22 protein-coding genes are annotated in these 22,727 nt (G+C 63.7%); 12 read left to right on the top strand and 10 right to left on the bottom strand.

Translation table 11 applies throughout. The features are described 5' to 3' along the window. Positions 1 to 55 precede the first annotated feature (55 nt). Positions 56 to 1,003, bottom strand: a complete 948-nt coding sequence (locus tag PspTeo4_RS02610) for a putative 2-dehydropantoate 2-reductase (RefSeq protein ID WP_322362158.1) — start codon at positions 1,001 to 1,003, stop codon at positions 56 to 58. Positions 1,004 to 1,237: 234 nt separating this feature from the next. On the opposite strand from PspTeo4_RS02610, the gene PspTeo4_RS02605 reads away from it, so the two are divergent. Next, entirely contained in the window at positions 1,238 to 2,314 is a 1,077-nt protein-coding gene (locus PspTeo4_RS02605) for a 3-deoxy-7-phosphoheptulonate synthase (RefSeq protein WP_085674649.1), read from the top strand. 57 nt (positions 2,315 to 2,371) lie between these two features. Here the strand turns inward: PspTeo4_RS02605 and PspTeo4_RS02600 are convergent, their stop codons facing one another. After that, on the bottom strand, positions 2,372 to 2,653 hold the full coding sequence (locus PspTeo4_RS02600; protein WP_023379662.1) for a GNAT family N-acetyltransferase: 282 nt from the start codon (positions 2,651 to 2,653) through the stop codon (positions 2,372 to 2,374). A gap of 506 nt (positions 2,654 to 3,159) precedes the next feature. Between PspTeo4_RS02600 and oprI the strand changes: the two genes are divergently transcribed. Next, the gene (oprI, locus tag PspTeo4_RS02595; RefSeq protein ID WP_003259780.1) at positions 3,160 to 3,411 is read left to right on the top strand and encodes an outer membrane lipoprotei OprI; all 252 of its coding nucleotides are present in this window, start codon (positions 3,160 to 3,162) and stop codon (positions 3,409 to 3,411) included. A gap of 138 nt (positions 3,412 to 3,549) precedes the next feature. On the opposite strand, the gene PspTeo4_RS02590 is transcribed toward oprI, so the two are convergent. From PspTeo4_RS02590 to PspTeo4_RS02580, 3 genes are all read right to left on the bottom strand, one after another. After that, on the bottom strand, positions 3,550 to 4,527 hold the full coding sequence (locus PspTeo4_RS02590) for a L,D-transpeptidase family protein (protein ID WP_322362157.1): 978 nt from the start codon (positions 4,525 to 4,527) through the stop codon (positions 3,550 to 3,552). A 106-nt stretch (positions 4,528 to 4,633) separates the two neighbouring features. Beyond that, on the bottom strand, positions 4,634 to 4,915 hold the full coding sequence (locus PspTeo4_RS02585; protein ID WP_322362156.1) for a hypothetical protein: 282 nt from the start codon (positions 4,913 to 4,915) through the stop codon (positions 4,634 to 4,636). A gap of 58 nt (positions 4,916 to 4,973) precedes the next feature. After that, positions 4,974 to 5,579: an arylesterase gene (locus tag PspTeo4_RS02580; RefSeq protein ID WP_322362155.1), complete on the bottom strand. Its 606-nt coding sequence runs from the start codon at positions 5,577 to 5,579 to the stop codon at positions 4,974 to 4,976. 10 nt (positions 5,580 to 5,589) lie between these two features. Here PspTeo4_RS02580 and PspTeo4_RS02575 point away from each other — a divergent pair, with 10 nt between their 5' ends. From PspTeo4_RS02575 to PspTeo4_RS02545, 7 genes are all read left to right on the top strand, one after another. Further along, positions 5,590 to 6,273 carry an ABC transporter ATP-binding protein gene (locus PspTeo4_RS02575; protein WP_322362154.1) on the top strand — a complete coding sequence of 228 codons (684 nt, stop codon included), beginning with the start codon at positions 5,590 to 5,592 and terminating at the stop codon, positions 6,271 to 6,273. Next, on the top strand, positions 6,273 to 8,780 hold the full coding sequence (locus tag PspTeo4_RS02570) for an ABC transporter permease (RefSeq protein WP_322362153.1): 2,508 nt from the start codon (positions 6,273 to 6,275) through the stop codon (positions 8,778 to 8,780). Before PspTeo4_RS02575 ends, PspTeo4_RS02570 begins: the two co-directional genes overlap by 1 nt. A gap of 219 nt (positions 8,781 to 8,999) precedes the next feature. Then, on the top strand, positions 9,000 to 9,563 hold the full coding sequence (gene msuE, locus PspTeo4_RS02565; RefSeq protein WP_322362152.1) for an FMN reductase: 564 nt from the start codon (positions 9,000 to 9,002) through the stop codon (positions 9,561 to 9,563). Positions 9,564 to 9,622: 59 nt separating this feature from the next. Further along, positions 9,623 to 10,810: an acyl-CoA dehydrogenase family protein gene (locus PspTeo4_RS02560; RefSeq protein ID WP_322362151.1), complete on the top strand. Its 1,188-nt coding sequence runs from the start codon at positions 9,623 to 9,625 to the stop codon at positions 10,808 to 10,810. Between the two features lie 8 nt (positions 10,811 to 10,818). Further along, on the top strand, positions 10,819 to 11,922 hold the full coding sequence (locus tag PspTeo4_RS02555) for a sigma-54 dependent transcriptional regulator (RefSeq protein ID WP_322362150.1): 1,104 nt from the start codon (positions 10,819 to 10,821) through the stop codon (positions 11,920 to 11,922). A gap of 28 nt (positions 11,923 to 11,950) precedes the next feature. After that, on the top strand, positions 11,951 to 13,084 hold the full coding sequence (gene ssuD / locus PspTeo4_RS02550) for an FMNH2-dependent alkanesulfonate monooxygenase (RefSeq protein ID WP_322362149.1): 1,134 nt from the start codon (positions 11,951 to 11,953) through the stop codon (positions 13,082 to 13,084). Between the two features lie 476 nt (positions 13,085 to 13,560). Next, a complete protein-coding gene (locus tag PspTeo4_RS02545; RefSeq protein WP_322362148.1) occupies positions 13,561 to 14,802 on the top strand; it encodes an acyl-CoA dehydrogenase family protein in 1,242 nt (413 codons plus the stop codon). Between the two features lie 51 nt (positions 14,803 to 14,853). On the opposite strand, the gene PspTeo4_RS02540 is transcribed toward PspTeo4_RS02545, so the two are convergent. The 5 genes from PspTeo4_RS02540 to PspTeo4_RS02520 form a co-directional block, all read right to left on the bottom strand. Then, positions 14,854 to 16,257, bottom strand: a complete 1,404-nt coding sequence (locus PspTeo4_RS02540) for an LLM class flavin-dependent oxidoreductase (protein ID WP_322362147.1) — start codon at positions 16,255 to 16,257, stop codon at positions 14,854 to 14,856. A 251-nt stretch (positions 16,258 to 16,508) separates the two neighbouring features. Next, positions 16,509 to 16,985: a transcription elongation factor GreB gene (gene greB, locus PspTeo4_RS02535; protein ID WP_322362146.1), complete on the bottom strand. Its 477-nt coding sequence runs from the start codon at positions 16,983 to 16,985 to the stop codon at positions 16,509 to 16,511. Between the two features lie 81 nt (positions 16,986 to 17,066). After that, positions 17,067 to 17,375 (bottom strand): hypothetical protein, encoded by a 309-nt coding sequence (locus PspTeo4_RS02530; protein WP_322362145.1) that lies wholly within the window; start codon positions 17,373 to 17,375, stop codon positions 17,067 to 17,069. A 204-nt stretch (positions 17,376 to 17,579) separates the two neighbouring features. Continuing rightward, positions 17,580 to 18,017 carry a DoxX family protein gene (locus PspTeo4_RS02525; RefSeq protein ID WP_322362144.1) on the bottom strand — a complete coding sequence of 146 codons (438 nt, stop codon included), beginning with the start codon at positions 18,015 to 18,017 and terminating at the stop codon, positions 17,580 to 17,582. Between the two features lie 112 nt (positions 18,018 to 18,129). After that, a complete protein-coding gene (locus PspTeo4_RS02520) occupies positions 18,130 to 19,536 on the bottom strand; it encodes a transglycosylase SLT domain-containing protein (protein ID WP_322362142.1) in 1,407 nt (468 codons plus the stop codon). A 159-nt stretch (positions 19,537 to 19,695) separates the two neighbouring features. On the opposite strand from PspTeo4_RS02520, the gene PspTeo4_RS02515 reads away from it, so the two are divergent. The 3 genes from PspTeo4_RS02515 (at position 19,696) to PspTeo4_RS02505 (ending at position 22,504) form a co-directional block, all read left to right on the top strand. Beyond that, positions 19,696 to 20,493: a TatD family hydrolase gene (locus PspTeo4_RS02515; protein ID WP_322362141.1), complete on the top strand. Its 798-nt coding sequence runs from the start codon at positions 19,696 to 19,698 to the stop codon at positions 20,491 to 20,493. Positions 20,494 to 20,581: 88 nt separating this feature from the next. Then, positions 20,582 to 22,060 carry a methyl-accepting chemotaxis protein gene (locus tag PspTeo4_RS02510; protein ID WP_322362139.1) on the top strand — a complete coding sequence of 493 codons (1,479 nt, stop codon included), beginning with the start codon at positions 20,582 to 20,584 and terminating at the stop codon, positions 22,058 to 22,060. 75 nt (positions 22,061 to 22,135) lie between these two features. Continuing rightward, complete coding sequence (locus PspTeo4_RS02505) at positions 22,136 to 22,504, top strand: Mpo1-like protein (protein WP_322362138.1); 369 nt, start codon at positions 22,136 to 22,138, stop codon at positions 22,502 to 22,504. Positions 22,505 to 22,727 lie beyond the last annotated feature (223 nt).

Genomic DNA, 22,727 nt, shown 5'->3' with positions numbered 1-22,727 from the left:
CCAAGCAGCCTCGCTTCGCCGCCCAGCGCACCGTGGGACGCGGGCCTGGGCAGCCTCAGACGTGACGACTGGCGCGGTCGATGAATGCCAGTGCCTGATAGAGCATTTCCATGTTCGGCAGGCGGCAGCCGGCCGCACGTGCCTGGGCCAGTGGTTCTGCATAAATGGCTTGCAGCTCCAACGGACGTTGCTGGGCAAAGTCGTGGTACATGCTGGGCCAGTAATCCGGCATCTGCTCGGTCATGCGGAAAAGCTGTTCGGCGTAGCCTTCAGGCAGCGAGTGCCCACAAGCCAGCGCACCCTGGACAACCTCTGCCATCAAGGCCTGGATCAATGCTCGACTGTCCGGGTCTGCCATGAGCGGCGTGGTACTGGCCCGCAACAATACCGACAGGCCGTTGTATGGCACATTCCACACCAGCTTCTGCCAGCGCGCCTGGTCAAGATTGCTCATGGCCTTGGAGTCGATACCCGCCACCCGGAACAAACCAGCGCCCTCTTCGACAATCGCCGCACCACCGTCCTTGCTCGGCCCGCTGTGATAACCCAGATGAACCGCCCCCAACGCCTGATGCCGAATCAGCCCCGGTGCCTGACGGTTGACACAGATGAAACACAAGCCGCCCAACAGGTGCATGTCGTCGCGCAGTGCCGGGCGCAGTTGAGCCTCCACACCCAGGCCGTTCTGCAGCAACACCACGCGGGCATCCGGCGCGGCCACCTGCACGATCAGCGGCGCCAGCTCTAGGTTGCTGGTGGCCTTGGCCCCCACCAGCAGCCAATCACAGGTCGGCATGTCTTGGGCGTCGACATAAGACTGAACCTTCATTTGCAGCTTGCCGTGCACCGCGCTGTCGAGGGTCAGCCCGTGCTGATGCACCACGTCATATTCACTGCGCAGCAGGAAATGCACGTCGAAGCCGGCACGCTGCAGCATCAGCCCATAGAAGCCACCGATGGCGCCGCTGCCGATGATGCCGATGCGCGGTTTGCCAGAATGCATGCTGATCTCCAGATAAAGGACGGTGCGCTTTTTTACACCGGTTTGCCGCTGCGAAGCACCTGAATCGATGCCAAGCGCCACAGTCTTCGGGAAAAACCCCGCAACGACGGGACTCAGCCCATTGTCGCGCCCCCTTTAACGCGCTAAGGTTCGGCTCCCCGCTGCGAATATTCTTGCTGCTGGGCCGCACGGGGATTGCTGGCGGCCGGCACCCGTGACCTGACGAGTAACACGATGGCTGATTTACCGATCGATGACCTAAACGTTGCCTCCAACGAGACCTTGATCACCCCTGATCAGCTCAAGAAGGAAATCCCCCTCAGCGCCAAGGCCCTGCAGACCGTGACTGCCGGCCGCGAAGTAGTGCGCAATATCCTCGACGGCAAGGACCACCGCCTGTTCGTCGTGGTCGGCCCCTGCTCGATCCATGATATAAAGGCGGCCCACGAATATGCCGAGCGCCTGAAGGTGCTGGCCGAGGAGGTCTCCGACACGCTGTACCTGGTCATGCGCGTGTACTTCGAGAAGCCACGCACCACCGTCGGCTGGAAAGGCCTGATCAACGACCCCTACCTGGATGACTCGTTCAAGATCCAGGATGGCCTGCACATCGGTCGCCAGCTGTTGCTGGACCTGGCCGAAATGGGCCTGCCGACCGCCACCGAGGCGCTCGACCCGATTTCCCCGCAGTACCTGCAGGACCTGATCAGCTGGTCGGCCATCGGCGCCCGCACCACCGAGTCCCAGACCCACCGTGAAATGGCCTCGGGCCTGTCCTCGGCGGTCGGCTTCAAGAACGGCACCGATGGCGGCCTGACCGTGGCCATCAACGCCCTGCAGTCGGTCTCCAAGCCGCACCGCTTCCTCGGCATCAACCAGGAAGGCGGCGTGTCCATCGTCACCACCAAAGGCAACCCATACGGCCACGTGGTACTGCGCGGTGGTAACGGCAAGCCGAACTACGACTCGGTCAGCGTCGCCCTGTGCGAGCAGGACCTGGCCAAGGCCAAGATCAAGGCCAACATCATGGTCGACTGCAGCCACGCCAACTCCAACAAGGACCCGGCCCTGCAGCCGCTGGTGATGGAGAACGTCGCCAACCAGATTCTCGAAGGCAACCAGTCGATCATCGGCCTGATGGTCGAGAGCCACCTGAACTGGGGCTGCCAGTCGATTCCGAAGAATCTGGACGAGCTGCAATACGGCGTTTCGATCACCGATGCCTGCATCGACTGGTCCGCCACCGAAAAGACCCTGCGCAGCATGCACGCCAAGCTCAAGGACGTGCTGCCACAGCGCAAGCGCGGCTAAGGCCGGGATAAACGAAAACGCCGGGCATTGCCCGGCGTTTTCGTATTCGGAACTCAGTCAGACTTTGCTCGAATGGCGCTGCTGACGCTCCATGTAGCGCTCCACGTAAGAGCAGGACGGAATCACCGTGTAACCCATCTGATCGGCGTACTCCAGAGCCTTCTCGGTCAGCGCTGCGGCAATTCCACGGCCGCGCAGGGCGTTAGGCACGAAGGTGCGATAAATGTCCAGCGTCTGCTTGCCCAGATCCATGTACGTCAGGTAGGCACGGTGACCGTCCACATTGGTCTCGAACTGATGACCGGCCTGGTCATGGTGGATGGTCAGCGCTTCACTCATCACTACTCCTCACAGGTCCTTTTTGGCAGACCCTTACCTTAACCGATGATGGTTTATCCGGCGGAGGAACCTCTACGCCACCTTCTGCCCCTTGGACCACAAGGCGATTGCAATCGTTCGGTCGGCTGGGCACTCCCAAATAGTAGGCGCCGCAAGCGGGATTGCTCAAGGTGGCTGCGATTAAAAAGCTCGGAACTCCACGGTAAATCGCTAACCCTGGACTCCGAACAGCAGCCGGATGCTCTTGGGCTTAAGACGTCAACCGACAGTTAAAGTCACCGTTAGTTCAACAAAAAAGTTCTACTACTACAATCGCTTGCAGCGCCTGTACGTTTTTTTCACAAATCCCCTACAAATCTTGTCGGCTACCCCTCCGGCAACATTTTTTTTGCAGTTCTTGCGCTTAGTCAGTTTACTTACTACAAGTAATGGGTACTATGTACGCCGGCCAGTTTCTCTTTTCCGAGAGATGGCTATTTAATAGAAAGTCCTTGAAGGGGAACACGATGAACAACGTTCTGAAATTCTCTGCTCTGGCTCTGGCCGCAGTTCTGGCTACCGGTTGCAGCAGCGTATCCAAAGAAACCGAAGCTCGTCTGACTGCGACTGAAGACGCAGCAGCTCGCGCTCAAGCTCGTGCAGACGAAGCCTACCGTAAGGCTGACGACGCACTGGCAGCCGCTCAGAAGGCTCAGCAGACCGCTGACGAAGCCAACGAGCGCGCTCTGCGTATGCTGGACAAAGCCAGCCGCAAGTAATAATCCTCACGGATTGTTGAGAAGCCGACCCACTTGTGGGTCGGCTTTTTTATTGCCTGTCGTTTTTGCCTGACTGTCTGCGGCAGAAACGAAAAGGCCTGCACTAAGGCAGGCCTCAAAGGCATCGCAAGAACGGGCTTACTGCAGTTCAGCCGGTATGCTCGACACCATGGGCGCAGCGCCCTGGTTGTTGACCGGGACTGCAATCTCAACCGGCATGCCATCTTCTGCGGCGACTACGTCACGCACCATGTCCCAGTTCATGCGCAGGTTGTTGGCCATGTCTTCACGCTTGAGCAAGGCGTTGATAACCGCAGTGTGCTTGTCGACTACCGAAGGGTTGCCATGATCGTCCAGCGGCGTGTGAGCCTCAAGATAGACCTTGCCGCCACTGATACCGAACTTGTAAGGCTCGTTGATGATGCGAACCGGAGTACCCACCGGCACCATCTTCGACAATTCCACCACGTTGTTGTTGAGCATGCGGAAGCAACCGTGGCTGGTACGCATGCCGATACCGAACTTCTTGTTCGAACCGTGGATCAGATAGCCCGGCACACCCAGGGTGAACTTGAACGGCCCCAGCGGGTTGTCAGGGCCGGCCGGCACCACCGCAGGCAGGATGTCACCATCGGCGGCGTGCTCGGCACGGATCGAAGCAGGTGGCGTCCAGGTAGGGTTGGGCGTTTTGGCAGTGATCTTGGTGTTGGCGATTGGCGAACCCCACCCTTCCCGGCCGATACCCAGCGGGAAGGTGTGCACGACGTTCTGCCCTTTCGGGAAGTAGTACATGCGGTATTCGGCGAGGTTGATGACAATGCCTTCACGCGGCCCTGGCGGCAGCACGTAGCGGGTCGGCAGGACGATCTCGGTACCGGCGCCCGGCAGCCACGGATCGACCCCCGGGTTGGCGGCGATCATTTCCAGGTAGCCGAGGTCATTGGCGGTGCCGATGTCGGCAAAGGTGTCCTCGTACTTGGCCTTGATCACCTGCACTTGACCCACGACATCTTCACCGGGTGGCGGCAAGGGCAGCTCCAGCGCGACGGCGGGCCCAGCTACCAGCAGGGCGGCCAGGGACAGGCTACGGGTGACGGCGGGAAAGCGCGGCAACATCCGGTAAATCCTTCGAAAGATGGCTCAAGACAGTCGATTGTACACCCGCCCCGTTGTGAACGGGAGGCATTGGCGACCTGCATGCGTTTCAGATGATGAAAGGTGCTCAGAGTTCCGGCCAGACCGGGCGCATACCGCGCCGCTGTGCCTCGAGAATCGCCCGACACAGCGTGCAAAGACGGTTGTCGCGGTAGACCGAACGCTGAACCCCCGACCAACGGGGCTGCGCGGGCAGCAGGCCGCCGCACAGCGTACGGTCCACAGGCACCCCCAGCTCGAGCTGACGGGCCACCAGATGAACGCGGATTTCCTGGCACGCGAACAGGTCGAGCTGTTCATCGGGCTCGATCAGTTGATAGGCATACAAGGACCAGGCAGGGCGCGGCATTGGGGGCTCTCGAAACGGGGGGCGCAACATTAGCCGAAAGCCGGCCCCGTTTAAAGCGTCACAGCAAGGGTTTTATCGCCGGCCAGGCATTTTCCAGCAAACGCGGCTGGGCGCCCTGCGTCGGGTGGATGCCATCGGCCTGCATCATCTCCGGAACCCCGCCAACGCCTTCCAGGAAAAACGGCACCAGCGTCACCTGTTTCTGTGTCGCCAGCTGCTCGAACACCTGGCTGAACGCGGTGGTGTAACGCACCCCGTAGTTGGGCGGCAGGCGCATGCCCAGCAACACCACTTTGGCCCCGGCTTCACGGGACTGGTCGATCATCGAGGCAAGATTTTGTTGCAATTGTTGTGGCGGCTGCCCGCGCAGCCCGTCATTGCCTCCCAGCTCCAGCACCACCAGGGTCGGTTTGTGCGCCGCAAGCAGCGCCGGCAGCCGCGCCTGGCCACCTGCGCTGGTGTCGCCACTGATCGATGCATTGACCACCTGGTCGCTGAAACCCTCGTTGCGCAGGCGCTGCTGCAACAGGGAAACCCAGCCCTGCCGGCTATCCAGCCCAAAACCGGCGCTGATACTATCGCCGACAACCAGCAGTGTTCCCGCTGCCGCGCTCTGGGCCAGGCAATACAGGGCCAGACCGGCACTCAACCACCACACTCGCATTGGATTCTCCATGGGCCCCAGCATTCTCGTTGCGCAGAACCTTAGCAAAGTGGTCCCCAGCGCGGAAGGTGACCTGACCATCCTCCACGCCCTCTCCCTGGACCTCGCCCAAGGCGACAGCCTGGCCATCGTCGGCGCCTCGGGCTCCGGCAAGTCGACCTTGCTGGGCCTGCTTGCCGGGCTGGATCGCCCCAGCGCCGGCCAGGTCATTCTCGCAGGCCACGACCTGGGGCCGCTGGACGAAGACCAGCGCGCGCGGGTCCGTGCCGAGCATGTCGGCTTCGTGTTCCAGTCGTTCCAGTTGCTCGACAGCCTCAACGCCTTGGAAAACGTGATGCTGCCACTGGAACTCGACGGCCGTCGCGATGCCCGCGAGCATGCCCGCACCTTGCTCGAGCGCGTCGGCCTGGGCAAGCGCCTGAGCCACACGCCACGCCAACTGTCCGGCGGCGAGCAGCAGCGGGTGGCCATCGCCCGGGCGTTTGCCGCGCAACCTGCGGTGCTGTTCGCCGACGAACCCACCGGCAACCTGGACAGCCACACCGGCGAGCGCATCAGCGACCTGCTGTTCGAACTGAACAAGGAACGCGGCACCACCCTGGTGCTGGTCACCCATGACGAGCGCCTGGCCCGGCGCTGCCGTCGCCAAATCCGCCTGGACGCGGGCCGCCTGGTAGCCCCTGTGGAGGCCTGATGACCCACATGCCCCTCTCCCGCCTGTGCGGCCTGGCCGCCCGCCAACTGCTGCGCGATGCCCGCGCCAGTGAAGTGCGCGTGCTGTTCTTCGCCCTGCTGGTGGCGGTGGCTGCCAGCACCGCCATTGGCTATTTCGGTGCGCGCCTCAACGGCGCCATGCAGTTGCGCGCCAGCGAGTTCCTGGGGGCTGACCTGGTGCTACAGGGCAGCTCGCCGGCACGCCAGGAACAGATAGACGAAGGCCAGTCCCTGGGGCTGCGCCATGCACAGGTGGTCGAGTTCACCAGTGTGGTGGGCGGTGACACCGGCATTCAATTGTCGAGCATCAAGGCCACCGATGCTGCCTATCCGCTGCGCGGGCAGGTACGCAGTGCCCCAGCACCTTATGCAGAGGAAACCCCAGGTGGCGGGCCCACCCCAGGTGAAGCCTGGGTCGAGCCACGCCTGCTGGCCGCCCTTGGGCTGTCAGTTGGCGACAGCATCGACGTGGGCATGAAAACCCTGCGCATGAGCCGCGTGCTCACCTACGAACCGGACCGCGCCAACAACTTCTACAGCCTGACACCCCGGGTCATGATGAACCTCGCGGACCTGCCTGCCACCGGGGTTGTCCAGCCTGGCAGCCGGGTCACCTACCGTGACCTGTGGCGCGGCGAAGGCCCAGCCTTGGCCCAGTACCGCCAAACCGTGGAAGCCGGGCTGGCAGCCAACCAGCGGCTGCGCGACACCCGCGACGGCAATCAGCAGATTGGCGGCGCCCTGGGCAAGGCCGAACGTTACCTGAACATGGCCAGCCTGGTGGCGGTGCTGCTGGCGGGCGTGGCCGTGGCCTTGTCGGCCAGCCGTTACGCGGCGCGGCGGCTGGACGCCAGCGCACTGCTGCGCTGCCTGGGGCTTTCCCGTCGCCAAGCCCTGGGCCTGTACTGTGTGCAATTGGCCTTGCTCGGCTTGGCGGCTGCGTTGGCCGGCGCCCTGCTTGGCTGGCTGGCGCAGCTGGGGCTGTTCCGCCTGCTCGAAGGCCTGCTGCCCAGCGTGGTGCCACCCGGCGGCCTGACGCCAGCGCTGGCAGGCATTGGCACCGGGCTGGTGGCCCTGGCCGGCTTTGCCCTGCCCCCCATCGCCGCCCTCGGCCAGGTCCCGCCCTTGCGAGTACTGCGCCGCGACCTGCTGCCAGTGCCACCGAGCAGCTGGCTGGTGTACGGCGCGGCCTTGCTCGCACTGGGGCTGATCATGTGGCGCCTGAGCCTCGACTTGTTGCTGACCTTCGCCCTGCTCGGCGGCGGCCTGCTCGCCGCCCTGCTGCTTGGAGGCCTGCTCCTGCTGGGCTTGCGCAGCCTGCGGCGGCTGCTGGCAGGTGCGCCGCTGACCTGGCGCCTGGGGCTGGGCCAACTGCTACGCCACCCCATGGCCGCCGCCGGCCAGGCCCTGGCCTTTGGCCTGATACTGCTGGCCATGGCCCTGGTCGCGCTGTTGCGTGCCGAACTGCTCGACACCTGGCAAGCACAATTACCCAAGGACGCCCCCAACCATTTCGCCCTGAACATCCTGCCTGACGATCGCGAACCGTTCGCCCAGCGCCTGCATCAGGTCAATGCCACCTCGGCGCCGTTGTACCCGGTCACGCCGGGGCGGCTGATCCAGATCAACGAGCAACCGGTGCAGCAAGTGGTCAGCAAGGACTCGGCGGGCGAGCGCGCGGTGCAAAGGGACTTGAGCCTGACCTGGGCCGCCGAACTGCCCGAAGGCAACACGCTGACCGCAGGTAATTGGTGGCAGGCACTCCCGCCAGCCGACCAGATTCCTGGGGTTTCCGTTGAAGCGGAGCTGGCCACCAGCCTCAAGCTGCAGATGAGCGACCTGCTGACCTTCGACATCGGCGGCCAGCAGCGCCAGGCGCGGGTCAGCAGCCTGCGCAGCGTGCACTGGGACAGCTTCCAGCCGAATTTCTACATGATCTTCCAGCCGGGCACGCTGCAAGGGCTGCCGACCACCTACCTGACCAGCTTCTACCTGGGGGCCGGCCACGACCTGGAGGTGGTGGCACTGTCGCGGGCATTCCCGGCGGTGACCATCCTTCAGGTCGATGCCTTGCTCGAGCAGCTGCGCAGCATCCTGGCCCAGGTCACCCTGGCGGTCGAATACGTGCTGTTGTTCGTACTGGCGGCGGGCTTGGCAGTGTTGTTCGCCGGGTTGCAGGCGACACTCGACGAGCGCATTCGCCAAGGTGCACTGCTCCGTGCGCTGGGCGCGGCGCGGCCGCTGCTGGTCAAGGCCCGGCGTATCGAGTTCGGGCTGCTGGGCGCGGTCAGCGGCACACTGGCGGCGCTGGGCTGCGAGCTGATCACGCTGGTGTTGTATCGCTATGCCTTCGACCTGCAATGGAGCCCGCATCCCTGGCTGCTGGTGCTGCCGCTGGCCGGCGCGCTACTGGTGGGCGGTGCCGGCGTGCTGGGCACACGACGGGCATTGAACGCCAGCCCGCTGGCCGTCCTTCGGGAGGGTTGAAGCCACGTTTCACAGCGGATGCCTGGGGCGACATTGTTGCCCCAGCAACACTTGAATCACTGTTTCCACAGCAACAGTGATTCAGCAGTTCGACCTGCCAACCAACAGCACACAGGCGCCCTGCAACGCGCAAACCCAGCAAATACGGCGCTTTGCACGTTGGTACGGCACTTGCTCTAACCCGGTGAACCTCAAGCAACACTAGAAGGAACACACCGGATGAGCACTCCCTTGAAAGTCGTCGCCCTTTCCGGCGGCACCTCGCGACCTTCCCGCACCCTGGCCCTGACCGAAGCCATCCTGGCCGAACTCAGCCAGCACCTTGCCATCGATACCCACCTGATCGAGCTGGGCAACATCGCCCGCCCGCTGGGCGGCGCGCTGTGGCGCAAGGACCTGCCGGACACCGTCGAGCATGAACTGCGTCTGATCGAATCCGCTGACCTGCTGGTGGTGACCACCCCGGTCTACCGTGGCACCTACCCAGGTCTGTTCAAGCATCTGTTCGACCTGGTCGGCCAGGACAGCCTGACCAACACGCCCGTGCTGCTGGCGGCAACCGGTGGCAGTGAGCGACACGCCCTGGTGCTCGATCACCAGCTGCGCCCGCTGTTCAGCTTCTTCCAGGCACTGACCCTGCCCATCGGCGTCTACGCCAGCGAAGCCGACTTCGCCGACTACCGCATCGTCAGCGGCCCGCTGCAGGCCCGCATCGCACTGGCCGCCGAACGTGCCGCCCACTTGTTCACCGGCCAGGCACACGCCTTGCGCAAGATCGCCTGAGGAGCCCGCATGAGTCACACCCTTCACTTTCTGCTGTGCCTTTCAGCGAGGATCGACGCGTGAGAAACCACTACCAAGCGACCGTGCTGAATCCGCTGCAAAGCGTTCGCCAGCTTGCCGCGCAGTTCGCTGAAAGCGCCGTCGAGCGTGACCAGGCTGGCGGCACGCCCAAGCAGCAGCGCGACGCCATTCGCCAAAGCGGCCTGCTGGCACTGAGCATTCCGACGCAGTTTGGCGGCTACGGTGGCAGTTGGAGCGAAACCCTCGGCGTGGTGCGCGAGTTCGCCAAGGTCGACAGCTCCATCGCCCACGTCTTTGGTTTCCAGCACCTGATGCTGGCCACCGTCCGACTGTTCGCCCGCCCCGACCAGTGGCAACCCTGGTTCGAGCAGACTGCGCGCAAGAACTGGTTCTGGGGCAATGCCCTGAACCCGCTGGACACGCGCACGGTGGTCCGCAAGTTCGACGGCTGGCGCGAATTCTCCGGCAAGAAGAGCTTCTGCTCCGGCGCCAGCGACTCAGAAATGCTGATTGCTTCGGCCATCGACGAAAGCGCTGGCGGCAAGCTGCTGATTGCCGCCATTCCCAGCGGCCGCACCGGCATCACCCTGCACGGCGACTGGGACAACATGGGCCAGCGCCAGACCGACAGCGGCAGCGCTACCTTCGAGCGGGTACGCGTCGAAGAAAACGAACTGCTGCTCGAACCCGGCCCCTTGAGCACCCCTTTCGCCTGTCTGCGCCCGCTGATTGCCCAGTTGCACTTCGCCCACGTATTCCTCGGCATCGCCGAAGGCGCCTTGGAGGAAGCGCGGCAATACACCCTCAAGGAGGGGCGCCCCTGGTTCCGCTCAAAAGCCGAACACGTCAGCGAAGACCCTTACATCCTGCGCCACTACGGCGAGTTCTGGGTTGGCCTTGAAGGTGTGCGCGTACTGGTCGAACGTGCCGCCGAACAGCTCGACGAGGCCTGGCGCAAGGACCATGCCCTGGGTGCAGAAGAGCGCGCACAACTGGCCCTGTCGATCGCTACGGCCAAAGTGGCCGCCACCCGTACCGGCCTGGACATCTGCAACCGCCTGTTCGAAGTGACCGGTGCCCGGGCCACCCACGCCTCACTGCGCCTGGACCGTTACTGGCGCAACCTGCGGACCCAGAGCCTGCACGATCCACTGGACTACAAACTCCATGAGCTGGGTGAGTGGGCGCTGAACCAGACACGACCCAGCCCCTCTTTCTATTCGTAGGGATACCCATGCAACTGCTGACCCTCCCCCCTTCGCCGACACTGGCTACCTCGATCCGGGCGACTGCACAAGTCTTCGAAGACCCAAGATCCCAGGCGCTTCTCTCCCACCTGCAACAGGTCGCCCCCAGCGAGGCCAGCGTCCTGATCATTGGCGAGACCGGCACAGGCAAGGAGCTGGTCGCGCGCCACATCCACAACCTCAGCGGGCGCCGCAACGGCCCCTTCCTCGCGGTCAACTGCGGGGCGTTCTCCGAGTCGCTGGTCGAGGCCGAACTGTTCGGCCACGAGAAAGGTGCCTTCACCGGCGCCCTGGCCGCCAAGGCCGGCTGGTTCGAGGAAGCCAATGGCGGCACTTTGTTCCTCGATGAAATCGGCGACCTGCCCATGGCCATTCAGGTCAAGCTGCTGCGGGTGTTGCAGGAGCGCGAAGTCGTGCGCCTGGGCTCACGCAAGAGCATTCCGATCAACGTGCGGGTGGTGGCCGCCACCAACGTGCAACTGGAAAAAGCCATCAGCGCCGGCAACTTCCGCGAGGACCTCTACTACCGCCTCGACGTGGTCAGCCTGCAGCTCTACCCACTGCGCGAACGGCCCGGTGACGTACTGCCGCTGGCCCGCCATTTCATCGGAACCTATTGCCAGCGCCTGGGTTACGGCGAAGTACAGCTGAGCCAGGAGGCCGAGCGCAAGCTAACTGCCTATGACTGGCCGGGCAATATCCGCGAGCTGGAAAACGTCATTCACCACACCCTGCTGGTGTGCCGCGACGGGTTGGTGCAAGAAAGCGACCTGCGCCTTTCGCACATGCGCATCGAGCGCCAAGAGCAAGCACCGGCGGAGCTTCACGACAGCGCCGAAAACCAGCTGCTGCGCGCTTTTCACCGGTTATTCGAGGAACAGGCCGGCGGCCTTCACGAGAAGGTCGAGGACAGCCTGCTGCGGGCCGCCTACCGTTTCTGCCACTGCAACCAGGTGCACACTGCCAGCCTGCTGGGCCTGAGCCGCAACGTCACCCGGGCACGGCTGATCGCCATCGGCGAACTGGTGGTCAACCGCCGCCGCCCGGACATCAATGCACGCCCGAACAGGGTCGTGCAACTGTCGATCTGAACAACGATACCGCACAAGGATCAACCTCATGAGCCTGGACATCTTCTGGTTCCTGCCCACCTCCGGCGACACCCGCTACCTGGGCCACTCAGCCAGCGGCCGGCCCGCCACCAATGCCTATATGCGCCAGATCGCCGTTGCCTGCGACCAGCTCGGCTACGACGGGCTGCTGATTCCCACAGGCGCCAGCTGCCTCGACCCTTGGGTGACCGCCGCCAGCCTGGTGCCGGTGACCCAGCGCATCAAGCTGCTGGTGGCGCTGCGCACCTCGTTGGGCAACCCCACTGCCTCGGCCCGCCAAGCCGCCAGCCTGGACCAGGCCAGTGGTGGCCGCGTGCTGCTCAACGTCGTCCCCGGAGGCGACGCCACCGAACTGGAAGCTGACGGCGTGTTCCTCGACCACGATGCACGCTACCAGGCCTCGGACGAATTCCTCACCATCTGGCGCCGCCTGCTGCAGAACGAAACGGTCGACTTCGACGGCAAGCACTTGAAGGTGCGCGGCGCGCAGAACTTCTTCGCGCCGGTGCAGAAGCCCTACCCTGCGTTGTACTTCGGTGGCTCTTCAGTCGCGGCGCACGAGTTGGCGGCCAAGCATGTGGATGCCTACCTGACCTGGGGCGAACCTCCGGCTGCGGTGGCGGAAAAAATCGCCGACGTGCGTGCCCGCGCGGCCAAGCATGGCCGCACGGTGCGCTTCGGTGTGCGCCTGCATGTGATCGTACGGGAAACCAACGAAGCGGCCTGGGCTGCCGCCAATGAGCTGATCAGCCACCTCGACGACGCCACCATCGCCGCCGCCCAGGCCAACTACGCCAAGATGGACTCCGAAGGCCAGCGGCGCATGGCTGCCCTGCACGGCGGCGGCCGCGACAAACTGGAAGTGGCGCCCAACCTGTGGGCCGGTGTCGGCCTGGTACGCGGTGGCGCAGGTACCGCGCTGGTGGGCGACCCGCAGACCGTTGCCGCGCGGCTCAAGGAATACGCCGACCTGGGCGTCGACAGTTTCGTGCTGTCCGGCTACCCGCACCTGGAAGAGGCCTACCGTTTTGCCGAGTTGGTGTTCCCACTGCTGCCGGGTAAAAGCAAGGTGACCGTGGACGGGGCGTTCACTGGCGGCGCCTTCGACGTTCGCGCTGGCCGAGCTGCCGCCGCATCGTAGGAGGCAACGTGGTGTATGGCACGGGCTAAGGCAGTGATCTCAAGGTCAGCGCAGAACTTGTGCTGCCTGTACCGGCCTCATCGCCGGCAAGCCGGCTCCCACATGGACCGCGACGATCGTGAGATCACTGCAGCTCCTGTAGGAGCCGGCTGCCGGCGATGAGGCCAGTACAGCCAACACAAGACAGTTGCTCCCACATTGAGACCACCGCAGTACCTGTGGGAGCCGGCTTGCCGGCGATGAGGCCAGTACAGGCAACACCATGCAGTTGCTCCCTCAAGGTCGCCTCATGAAGCTGTTGCCTGGCACACACATGGTCAGCAGATTGCCCTGGACGAAACAGCCAAATCACTCACGAACACCCTGAAAGCCTTGCCCAGCGGGGCTTTCAGGAGGCGGCACGACCTGTGCAACGGTCAAGGCAAGCCGTCTGCCAGCGGCAGGCGAACTTTCCGTTAGCTACCAGGAGTATTCCGATGACTGCCCTCGAACACCACCTGCCACCCCACTCCAACGGCACCGACTATGCCAGCCTCGCCGCCCGTTTCCGACCGATCTTCGCCCGCATCGCTGAATCCAGCGTAGAGCGCGAGCGCAACCGCACCCTGCCCTTTGAACCCATCCGCTGGCTGAAGGAAGCCGGCTTCGGTGCCGTACGCGTGCCGGTCGAGCATGGCGGCGCCGGGGCGTCGCTGGCGCAGCTGTTTAAACTGCTGATCGAACTGGCCGAAGCCGACTCCAACGTACCCCAGGCCTTGCGCGGCCACTTCGCCTTCGTCGAGGACCGCCTGAATGCTCATGCCGAAGCGCCTCAGGATGTCTGGTTCAAGCGCTTCGTCGACGGCGACCTGGTCGGCTGCGCCTGGACCGAAATCGGTGCGGTGAAGATTGGCGATGTCATCACCCGCGTTTCGCGCCAAGGCGAGCAGTGGGTGGTCAACGGCACCAAGTACTACAGCACCGGCAGCCTGTTCTCCGACTGGATCGACCTGTTCGCCCGCCGCGATGACACCGGCGCCGATGTAATCGCCGCCATCCGCACTCAACAACCAGGCATCACCCAGAGCGACGACTGGGACGGCTTCGGCCAACGCACCACCGGCAGCGGCACCTCAGTCTTCACCAACGCCGTGGTGGAGGAAGAAAACCTCATCGACTTCAGCAGCCGCTTCAAGTACCAGACCGCGTTCTATCAACTGGTCCTGCTCGCGGTCATTACCGGCTCCGGACGCGCCGCCTTGCGCGACTTCAGCGTTGAAACGGGCAAGCGCACGCGGGTATTCAGCCACGGCAATGGCGGCGCGGTGAGCCAGGACCCGCAGGTGCTGCAGGTGATCGGCAAGGCCTCGGGCCAGGTCTATGCCGCCGAGGCCGCTACCCTGCGCGCCGCCGACGCCGCCCAGCAGGCCTATCTGGCGCATTTTGCCAACGACCCCGCGGCAGAACGCGAGGCCAACATCGCCGCTGAACTGGAATCGGCCCAGGCCCAGGTGGCGGCCATCGACCTGGTGCTACGCGCCACCAGCGACCTGTTCAATGCCCTGGGCGCCTCCACCACCAGCACCAGCCGCCAGCTTGACCGCCACTGGCGCAATGCGCGCACGGCCGCTTCGCACAACCCGGTGATCTACAAGGAACGCATCATCGGTGACTGGCATGTCAACGGCGCTGAACCGCCCTATGTCTGGCAGATCGGCGGCGGCGCCAAGCAGTCGTAAGCCAAGCGCCCGGGCAGCGTTGATTCGCTGCCCGGGCCACACTCAGGCGGCTCAGGCCGGCTCGACGATGCGGGGCTGCTCAGCCAGACGACTGAGGTCACGGTAGCCGGCAGCGGGGTGGCTTGCGGGCAGTCGCGGGCCTTCGCCGAACAACTTCTCGCGAAGCGTACCTGGGCGGTATTCGGTCTTGTAGGCACCGCGCTGCTGCAGTTCAGGCACCAGCAATTCGACCACGTCGTGGAAGGTTTCATGGGCCAGGGCATAGGCCAGGTTGAAACCGTCGACATCGGTTTCCTCGACCCAGGCCTGCAACTCATCCGCCACCGTTTGTGCACTGCCGACGATCAGCGGGCCGAAACCACCGATACCGACCCAGTCGGCCAATTCCTGCACCGTCCATTGCTTGTTCGGGTCGGCCGTGGAGAACGTCTCGACCGCCGACTGAATGGCGTTGGTATGAATGTGCTTGAGCACCTGGTCGGGCTGGTACTGGCTGAAGTCGATGCCGGTCCAGCCGGAAATCAGCGCCAGCGCACCTTCGTAGCTGGTGTAGGACTTGAGCTCCTGCCACTTGGCCTGGGCCTTGGCGTCGGTTTCGTCGACGATCACTGTCTGCAGGTTGAAGATCAGCACCTTGCGCGGGTCGCGTCCGGCCTCGGCGGCGCGACGACGGATGTCGGCCACGGTCTTTTTCAGAATGGCCTTGGACGGTGCGGCGACGAATACGCATTCGGCGTGCCCAGCGGCGAAGTCCTTGCCACGGCTAGAAGCACCGGCCTGGTAGAGCACCGGAGTACGCTGCGGCGACGGCTCGCAGAGGTGGATGCCCGGCACCTGGAAGTGCTTGCCGTGGTGGCGGATCTCGTGGACTTTGCGTGGGTCGCTGAACAGGCCGGTGGCGCGGTCACGCACTACTGCACCCTCCTCCCAGCTGCCTTCGAACAGCTTGTACAGCACTTCAAGGTACTCGTCGGCGAAGTCGTAGCGCGCGTCATGGTCACTCAACGCCTTCTGCCCGAGGTTGCGGGCACCGCTGTCGAGGTACGAGGTGACGATGTTCCAGCCGATCCGGCCCTTGGTCAGGTGGTCCAGGGTCGACAGGCGGCGGGCGAATGGGTAGGGATGCTCGAAGGTCAGCGAGGCCGTAAGGCCGAACCCCAGGTGCTCGGTGACCAGCGCCATCGGGGTGATCAGCGCCAGCGGGTCGTTGACTGGAACCTGAGTGGCCTGGCGGATGGCGGCATCGCCATTGCCGCCGAACACATCGTAGATGCCGATCACATCGGCAATGAAGATGCCATCGAACTTGCCACGTTCCAGCAGCTTGGCCAGGTCGGTCCAGTACTCCAGGTCCTTGTACTGCCAGGCGCGGTCCTTGGGGTGGCGCCACAGTCCAGGGGACTGGTGCCCGACACAGTTCATCTCGAAGGCGTTCAAACGAATTTCACGTGGCATGGTGACTCCTGCTCGATAGGCTTGGCACCATTACCCGGTGCCCTTCGAAGCTCTATCAACACGATTCATGCCAATAAAATATTTGTTTATTTTCAATAAGTTATATATGCAACCCAACAGCAGAAGTGCATGTATCACCACACCGCTGCTGATCAACTGTCTGCTGATCAACAGTGCGCGGGATGTCGGCGGAGAACGACTCGAGGGCTGCTCGACGAACGACGGCCGCTACTGGCTGTAGCGGGTTCACCTCAAGGGTTGCCGTAGGAAATCTTGGTGATATACCAGATAGCGTCGCCACCAGGCGTCGCGACGACCACTTCATCGCCTTCGGACTTTTTCAGCAGCGCCCTGGCCATCGGCGAATCGATGGAGATGTAATCCTTGCGGTCGTAGATTTCATCGTAGCCGACGATGCGAAACGCCTTGGTCTCGCCCTCGACATCCTCCACCTCGACCCACGCACCGAAGAACACCCGCCCTTCCTGCTCTGGCGCATAGTCGACCACCTTCACATCTTCCAGGCGCTTGCGCAGGTAGCGTACCCGGCGGTCGATTTCACGAAGGAGCTTTTTGTTGTACTGGTAATCGGCGTTCTCGCTTCTGTCACCCAGCGAAGCTGCCCAAGTTACCTTCTGGGTGATTTCCGGCCGATACACGCGCCAAAGATGGTCGAGTTCGCCTTTAAGGGACTCGAAGCCATGGCGAGTGATGATGTTTGTAGGCAACTTTGACCCCCGACAACGTCTGATCAACGAACAGTCCGGGGCCAAGCATACAGCAATCGAACAACCGCCTGAACGCGCCTGTCAGCGCCGGGTGATCAGGCCTTGGCGAGCGATGCGGGTGAGATGGCCGATGACTTCACCGGCATCCTGGGCGGCTGGCGCCTGGATCACCGCGAGGTCGAAACGGTCGTTGCCGTACTGTTCGAGGTCACAGCAGGTTTCAGCGAACTGGATGAGAAATGCACGGGCCTGGCCTTTGCGACGCGACAAGCCTTCGAGGTGACGCAAAAGTGTGGGCTGATGCTGGCCGCCGAGCAGAATGCGCGGGGTGCGGGACGCCTGGCTGGCAGGCAATGGGGTCAAGCAGACACTGGTACGTGGACAACTCATGGAGCATCTCTCCGCCTCGCGAATCCCGCTGGGCAGCGGTGGGAGGCGTCACCGAACCAGCGCTTTAGCGGTATTTCGGATGACCCGGAGGGGGGCTTCTCCCGCGCCCCGCAAGTAGCTGTTTAAATCGGCGCAGGCGGTATCCTAGAGCGAGAAGCGGCAAGCTGCAAGTAGACCTTCATCGCAGCTTGCCGCAAACCTGGTTCAGCGGGCGATCAGACGGTCCAGGGAGAAGCGGCCCGCACCTTCGATCAGCACCGCCACGGTACCGGCCAGCAGCGCCAGGGCGAACTCGTAGCCGTTGTTGGACATGAACAGGCCGTTGCCGATGTGCACCGAGAAGATCGCCACGATCAGCGTCACGGTCAGCGCCAGGGCTGCAGGGCGGGCCAGCAGGCCGATCACCAGGGCCAGGCCGCCGAAGAACTCGGCACTGCCCGAGAGCAGGGCCATCAGGTAGCCCGGCGCCAGGCCGATGCTTTCCATCCATTGACCGGTGCCTTCCAGGCCGTAGCCGCCGAACAGGCCGAACAATTTCTGCGCACCGTGGGCCATGAAGATGATGCCCACCAGGATGCGGATGACGCTCAGACCGGCGCCGGCGCGGGTGGAGAACAGGGCGTTGAGGGTAGTGTTGTTCATTTCGAGACTTCCTTGAGTAAGAGGTGTGTGTTGGTATGGGCGCCATCTTAATCAAATTAACGAATAGTAAAATCGCAAAATAACGCTGGTTACTATCGACAAAATTGATCTATCAGCGCTTTGCCACCCGCTCCAGCACCGCACGTTGGCGGTTGAACGCCAGGAAGTACTTGTTGACGCTGTTGACGAAATTGACCGGCCCCATACCCACCTGCTCCATGGCGATGCGTTCGGTCTGAAAGAACCACTGGTTACCGTTGAGCCCCCGGCGCCGTGCCTCGGCGCGCATGGCCTGAACACGCTCCGGGCCAAGGTTGTAGGCCGCCAGCACGAAGGCCATGCGTTCGCGCTCGTTGATCTGGGCACTGGCAAAGAACTTGCGGCGAATCAGCGCCAGGTAGCGGGCACTGGCCTGGACGTTGCCATCGACCGTGGCGGTATTGCTGACCCCCACCCGCTGGGCTGCCGAGGGTGTGATCTGCATCAGCCCATGGGCCCCTCCACTGCCGCGGGCACTCGGGTTCAGGGTGGACTCCTTGAACGCCAGGGCTGCCAGGTTCAGCCAGTCGATCTGCTGGGCCTCGCCATGCTTCTGCAATACCGGGCGCAGCGAGGCAAGGCGCTGGCGGTCCTTTGTCGCCAGCGGGTCGTGCACACGGTACTGGCGGCGGTAGATCCGCTCGAACGCCGCGTCCTGGTTATCCGGTGCACGGTAGCCTTGCAGGAAGCGGTCGACGCTCGCCAGCAACTGCGGCGCATCGCGTCGTACATACCAACGTATGGCCTGTGGTTGCCCCAGTTGCACACGAGTGTCGAGGCGAAGGCGCGGCATTACCCTGGCCCAGCGCTGGGCAATGGGCCGTTCCACCATGGTCAGGTGATAGATGCCGGCCTGGACCATCTCCAGCACATCTTCGATCGCCAGGGTCGAATCGACCCACTCCACCTTGATGGGCGGGCGCTTGCGCAACGCCAACTGCTGGTTGATCTGCTCGATCACCGGGCCGGCGGCGCTGGCGCTGGTCAGTGCCACGGTACGCCCGGACAACTGCTCGACACGACTGAAACTGCGCTCGCCCTTGCGCCCCACCAGCAATAGCGGCACCTGGTCCAGCACCGGTGCACTGCTGCCGACACCGCCTACCACGGAGGGGTCGAGCAATTCGCCGGGCGCAGCCAAGTCACCCTCGCCACGCTGTAGCGCACCCAACAGTTGTTCCTTGGCCCTGGGAATCAGCTTGAGCTGAACCTGCTGCCCATCGCCAGCGCGGGCGTTGAGGTAATGCTCGAGCGCACGCAAGCGATAGTACTCCAGGCCCACCGGCTCACCCTTGATCTCACCCGAGCTGTTGCGGCTCTGGTTGACCAGCACCCGCAGCACCTTGCTGGCGCGAACTTGCTCAAGGTCACGGGCATGGCCGGTCGGCACGCTCTGCTGGGGGCCAGGCAGGCGCGTCTGGGCCTGGCCGGCGGTGATCAGCCCAAGCGTCAGCAGGAAAGTCAGCAGGTATCGCAGCATGCGAAAACGTGTCCGAGGTCGGTAGGCGGCATCCATGAGGCACTGGCAGCTCGTGATAAACGACGGCAGAAGACCACGGCAACAGCCTGAAGTTCTTGGCTTTTTTCCGTATATCGCGCTTTTTGCTATGCTGGCCGCCCCGCGGCACGAGGTAGCACCATGCAACTGATCGATATCGGCGTCAACCTGACCAACAGTAGCTTCCATGATCAACAGGCAGCCATCGTCGAGCGCGCCATCGAAGCCGGTGTGCTGCAGATGGTTCTGACAGGCACCAGCCTTGAAGTCAGCGAGCAGGCCCTGGAGCTGTGCCAGCAACTCGATGCGGACGGCAGGCACCTGTTCACCACCGCAGGCGTGCACCCGCACGATGCAAAGTCCTGGGATGCCGGCAGCGAGCGCCAGTTGCGTCAGCTATTGAGTGAAGCGCGGGTACGCGCGGTTGGCGAATGCGGGCTGGACTTCAACCGCGACTTCTCCCCTCGCCCACTGCAGGAAAAAGCCCTGGAAGCCCAGCTGGCGCTGGCCGCCGAATTGCGTCTACCCGTGTTCCTGCATGAGCGCGATGCCAGCGAACGCTTGCTGGCGGTGCTCAAGGACTACCGCGACCACCTGCCCGCCGCCGTGGTGCACTGTTTCACCGGCGAACGCGAGGCGTTGTTCAGCTACCTGGACCTGGACCTGCATATCGGCATCACCGGCTGGATCTGCGACGAGCGCCGCGGCACCCACCTGCACCCGCTGGTCGGCAACATTCCCGAAGGCCGCCTGATGCTGGAGAGCGATGCCCCTTACCTGCTGCCGCGCAGCCTGCGGCCCAAGCCCAAGAACGGGCGCAACGAACCGGCGTTCCTGCCCGAGGTGCTGCGCGAAGTGGCGCTGCATCGCGGCGAATCCATCGAGCACACCGCCGCCCACACAACGGCAGCCGCGCAGGCCTTCTTCAGGCTCAGTTGACACACATCAAGACAGGCGCTGGCTTGCCTGGGCACAATGATGGCACCTTGCCAACAATGTTCCCGCTCAACTCAGAGAAGACCTGCCCATGGGTGCCTGGATTAGCAATGTTTCGCTGAAGTACAAGTTCTGGGCCGTCAACGCGGTGGCCTTCGTCACGACCTTGCTGCTGGTGCTGTATGCCGTGCACCTGGAGCAACGGGCCCGGGCCGAAGCGGCCCAGGCCCAGGCCGCCGCCCAGGCAGAGCTGCTGGCCGCCTGGCCGGCCGGGCAGGCCCTCCCCCTGCAAGCCAATGTGATTACCTGGCAACCCGGCCAGACGCCGACTTACGCTGGCGAAACCGTGGACGGCCTGGGCGATGCCCAGGGCTGGGTCGCGTTACCCGCCGCCTGGATCCTTGGCGACAACCCGCTGCGCGGTGCCCAGGTACTGCGCCACGGCGACCAGCAGGTCGCGGTGTTGGCCCCATCGCCTAGCTTGCGCCAAGTGTTCTTCGACCGATTCAGCAACTATGCGGTGTGCGTACTGATCCTGATGCTGGCCATGCTCTGCGCCTCGCAACTGCTGATCCGCTTCCTGCTGAGCCAGCTCAACACCCTCAAGGACGTGATGCTGCACGTGGAAAAAACCGGCGACCTGTCGGCGCGGGTACCGCTGGCGTGTGGCGATGAAGTGGGCCAGATGGCCGGTGCCTTCAACGCCATGCAGACCACCTACCACCGCGTGGTCAGCACCGTGGCGCGCACCGCTGCGCAACTGGACTCCGGTGCCGCTCGCCTGGCGGCGAGCATGAACGAGGTGCGCCACGGCATGCTCGGCCAACAGAGCGAGACCGACCAGGCCGCCACCGCCATCAACGAAATGTCGGCGACCGTGCATCACATTGCCCAGCACGCCGGGGCCACCCGCGACCTATCGCAGACCGCCGACTCGCTGGCCGGCAGTGGCAAGGAGGTGGTGAGCCGGGTCCAGGATTCGATCTCCGGGCTGTCCAGCGGCGTGCAGCAGACCGCCGAAATGATCCGCCAGCTGGCCGAGGACAGCCAGAAGATCAACGGTGTGGTCAACGTGATTCACAGCATCGCCGAGCAGACCAACCTGCTGGCGCTCAACGCCGCCATCGAAGCCGCCCGCGCGGGCGACCTGGGCCGTGGCTTTGCCGTGGTTGCCGACGAAGTGCGCAACCTGGCCAAGCGCGTGCAGACCTCCACCGACGAAATCACCACCATGGTGGCCGCGTTACAGTCCGGCACCCGCGATGCGGTCGAGTTCATGCAAGAGAGCTCGTACAAGGCGGACGATTGCGTCAAGCAGGCCCAGGAAGCTGGCGAAGCCCTGGCCGAGATCACCGGTGCCGTGGCGCAGATGCGAGAGAGCAATACCCAGATTGCCGTGGCCGCCGAACAGCAAAGCCAGGTGGCCGAAGAGATGAACCGGGCAGTGGTGAGCATTCGCGACGTCACCGAAGAGACCGTGCAGCAGACTGTCGGCTCGGCCACCACCAGCAACGAACTGGCCACCCTGGCCGGGGAATTGAACAAGGCCATTGGCCAGCTCAAGCTATAGTCACCATAGCCAGCCTCGATTGGCCGCTGTTCGGGCGCCGCACTAAGCTTTGGGCATGACCGAGAGGAAATGCCCATGAGCAAACGTCTGCCCAACCTGCCCGCCTGGCAATGGCGCGGCTACCACCACAACCACCGCCACCCGACCAATCTGGTGTTGCACCTGATTGCTGTGCCGCTGTTCATTCTGGGCGCGCTGCTGGTGCTGTCAGGCATTTTCGCGCTGGACCTTGGCCAGATCGCGGTGGGTGTCATCGCCCTCATCGCAGGCCTGGGCATGCAGCGTCAGGGCCATCGTCTGGAAGCCGAGCAACCGGAACCCTTTGCCAACCGCAAGGACGCCGTGCAACGGCTGCTGACCGAACAGTTCGTCACCTTTCCGCGTTTTGTCCTGAGCGGTGCCTGGTGGCGCGCGTGGCGCGAGCGACACAAGCATCAGCGTTGAGGCTCCATCGCCGCAGCTCATTGACTCAACAGGGAGCCTGTAGCCAGTGCCATGCACCGCGCAGCCCGCATCGCCGGCAAGCCGGCTCCCACATGGACCGCGACTGAAGTACCTGTGGGGCAACTGTCTTGCTGAAGATCCGAATGTTTGCTCGGTACCTGTGGGAGCCGGCTTGCCGCCGATGAGGCCGGTACAGGCAACACAAGGCAGGGCTGGGCAGCTT

Source organism: Pseudomonas sp. Teo4 (assembly GCF_034387475.1).
Taxonomy (GTDB): domain Bacteria; phylum Pseudomonadota; class Gammaproteobacteria; order Pseudomonadales; family Pseudomonadaceae; genus Aquipseudomonas.
This window is presented reverse-complemented; position numbering and strand designations above follow the sequence as displayed.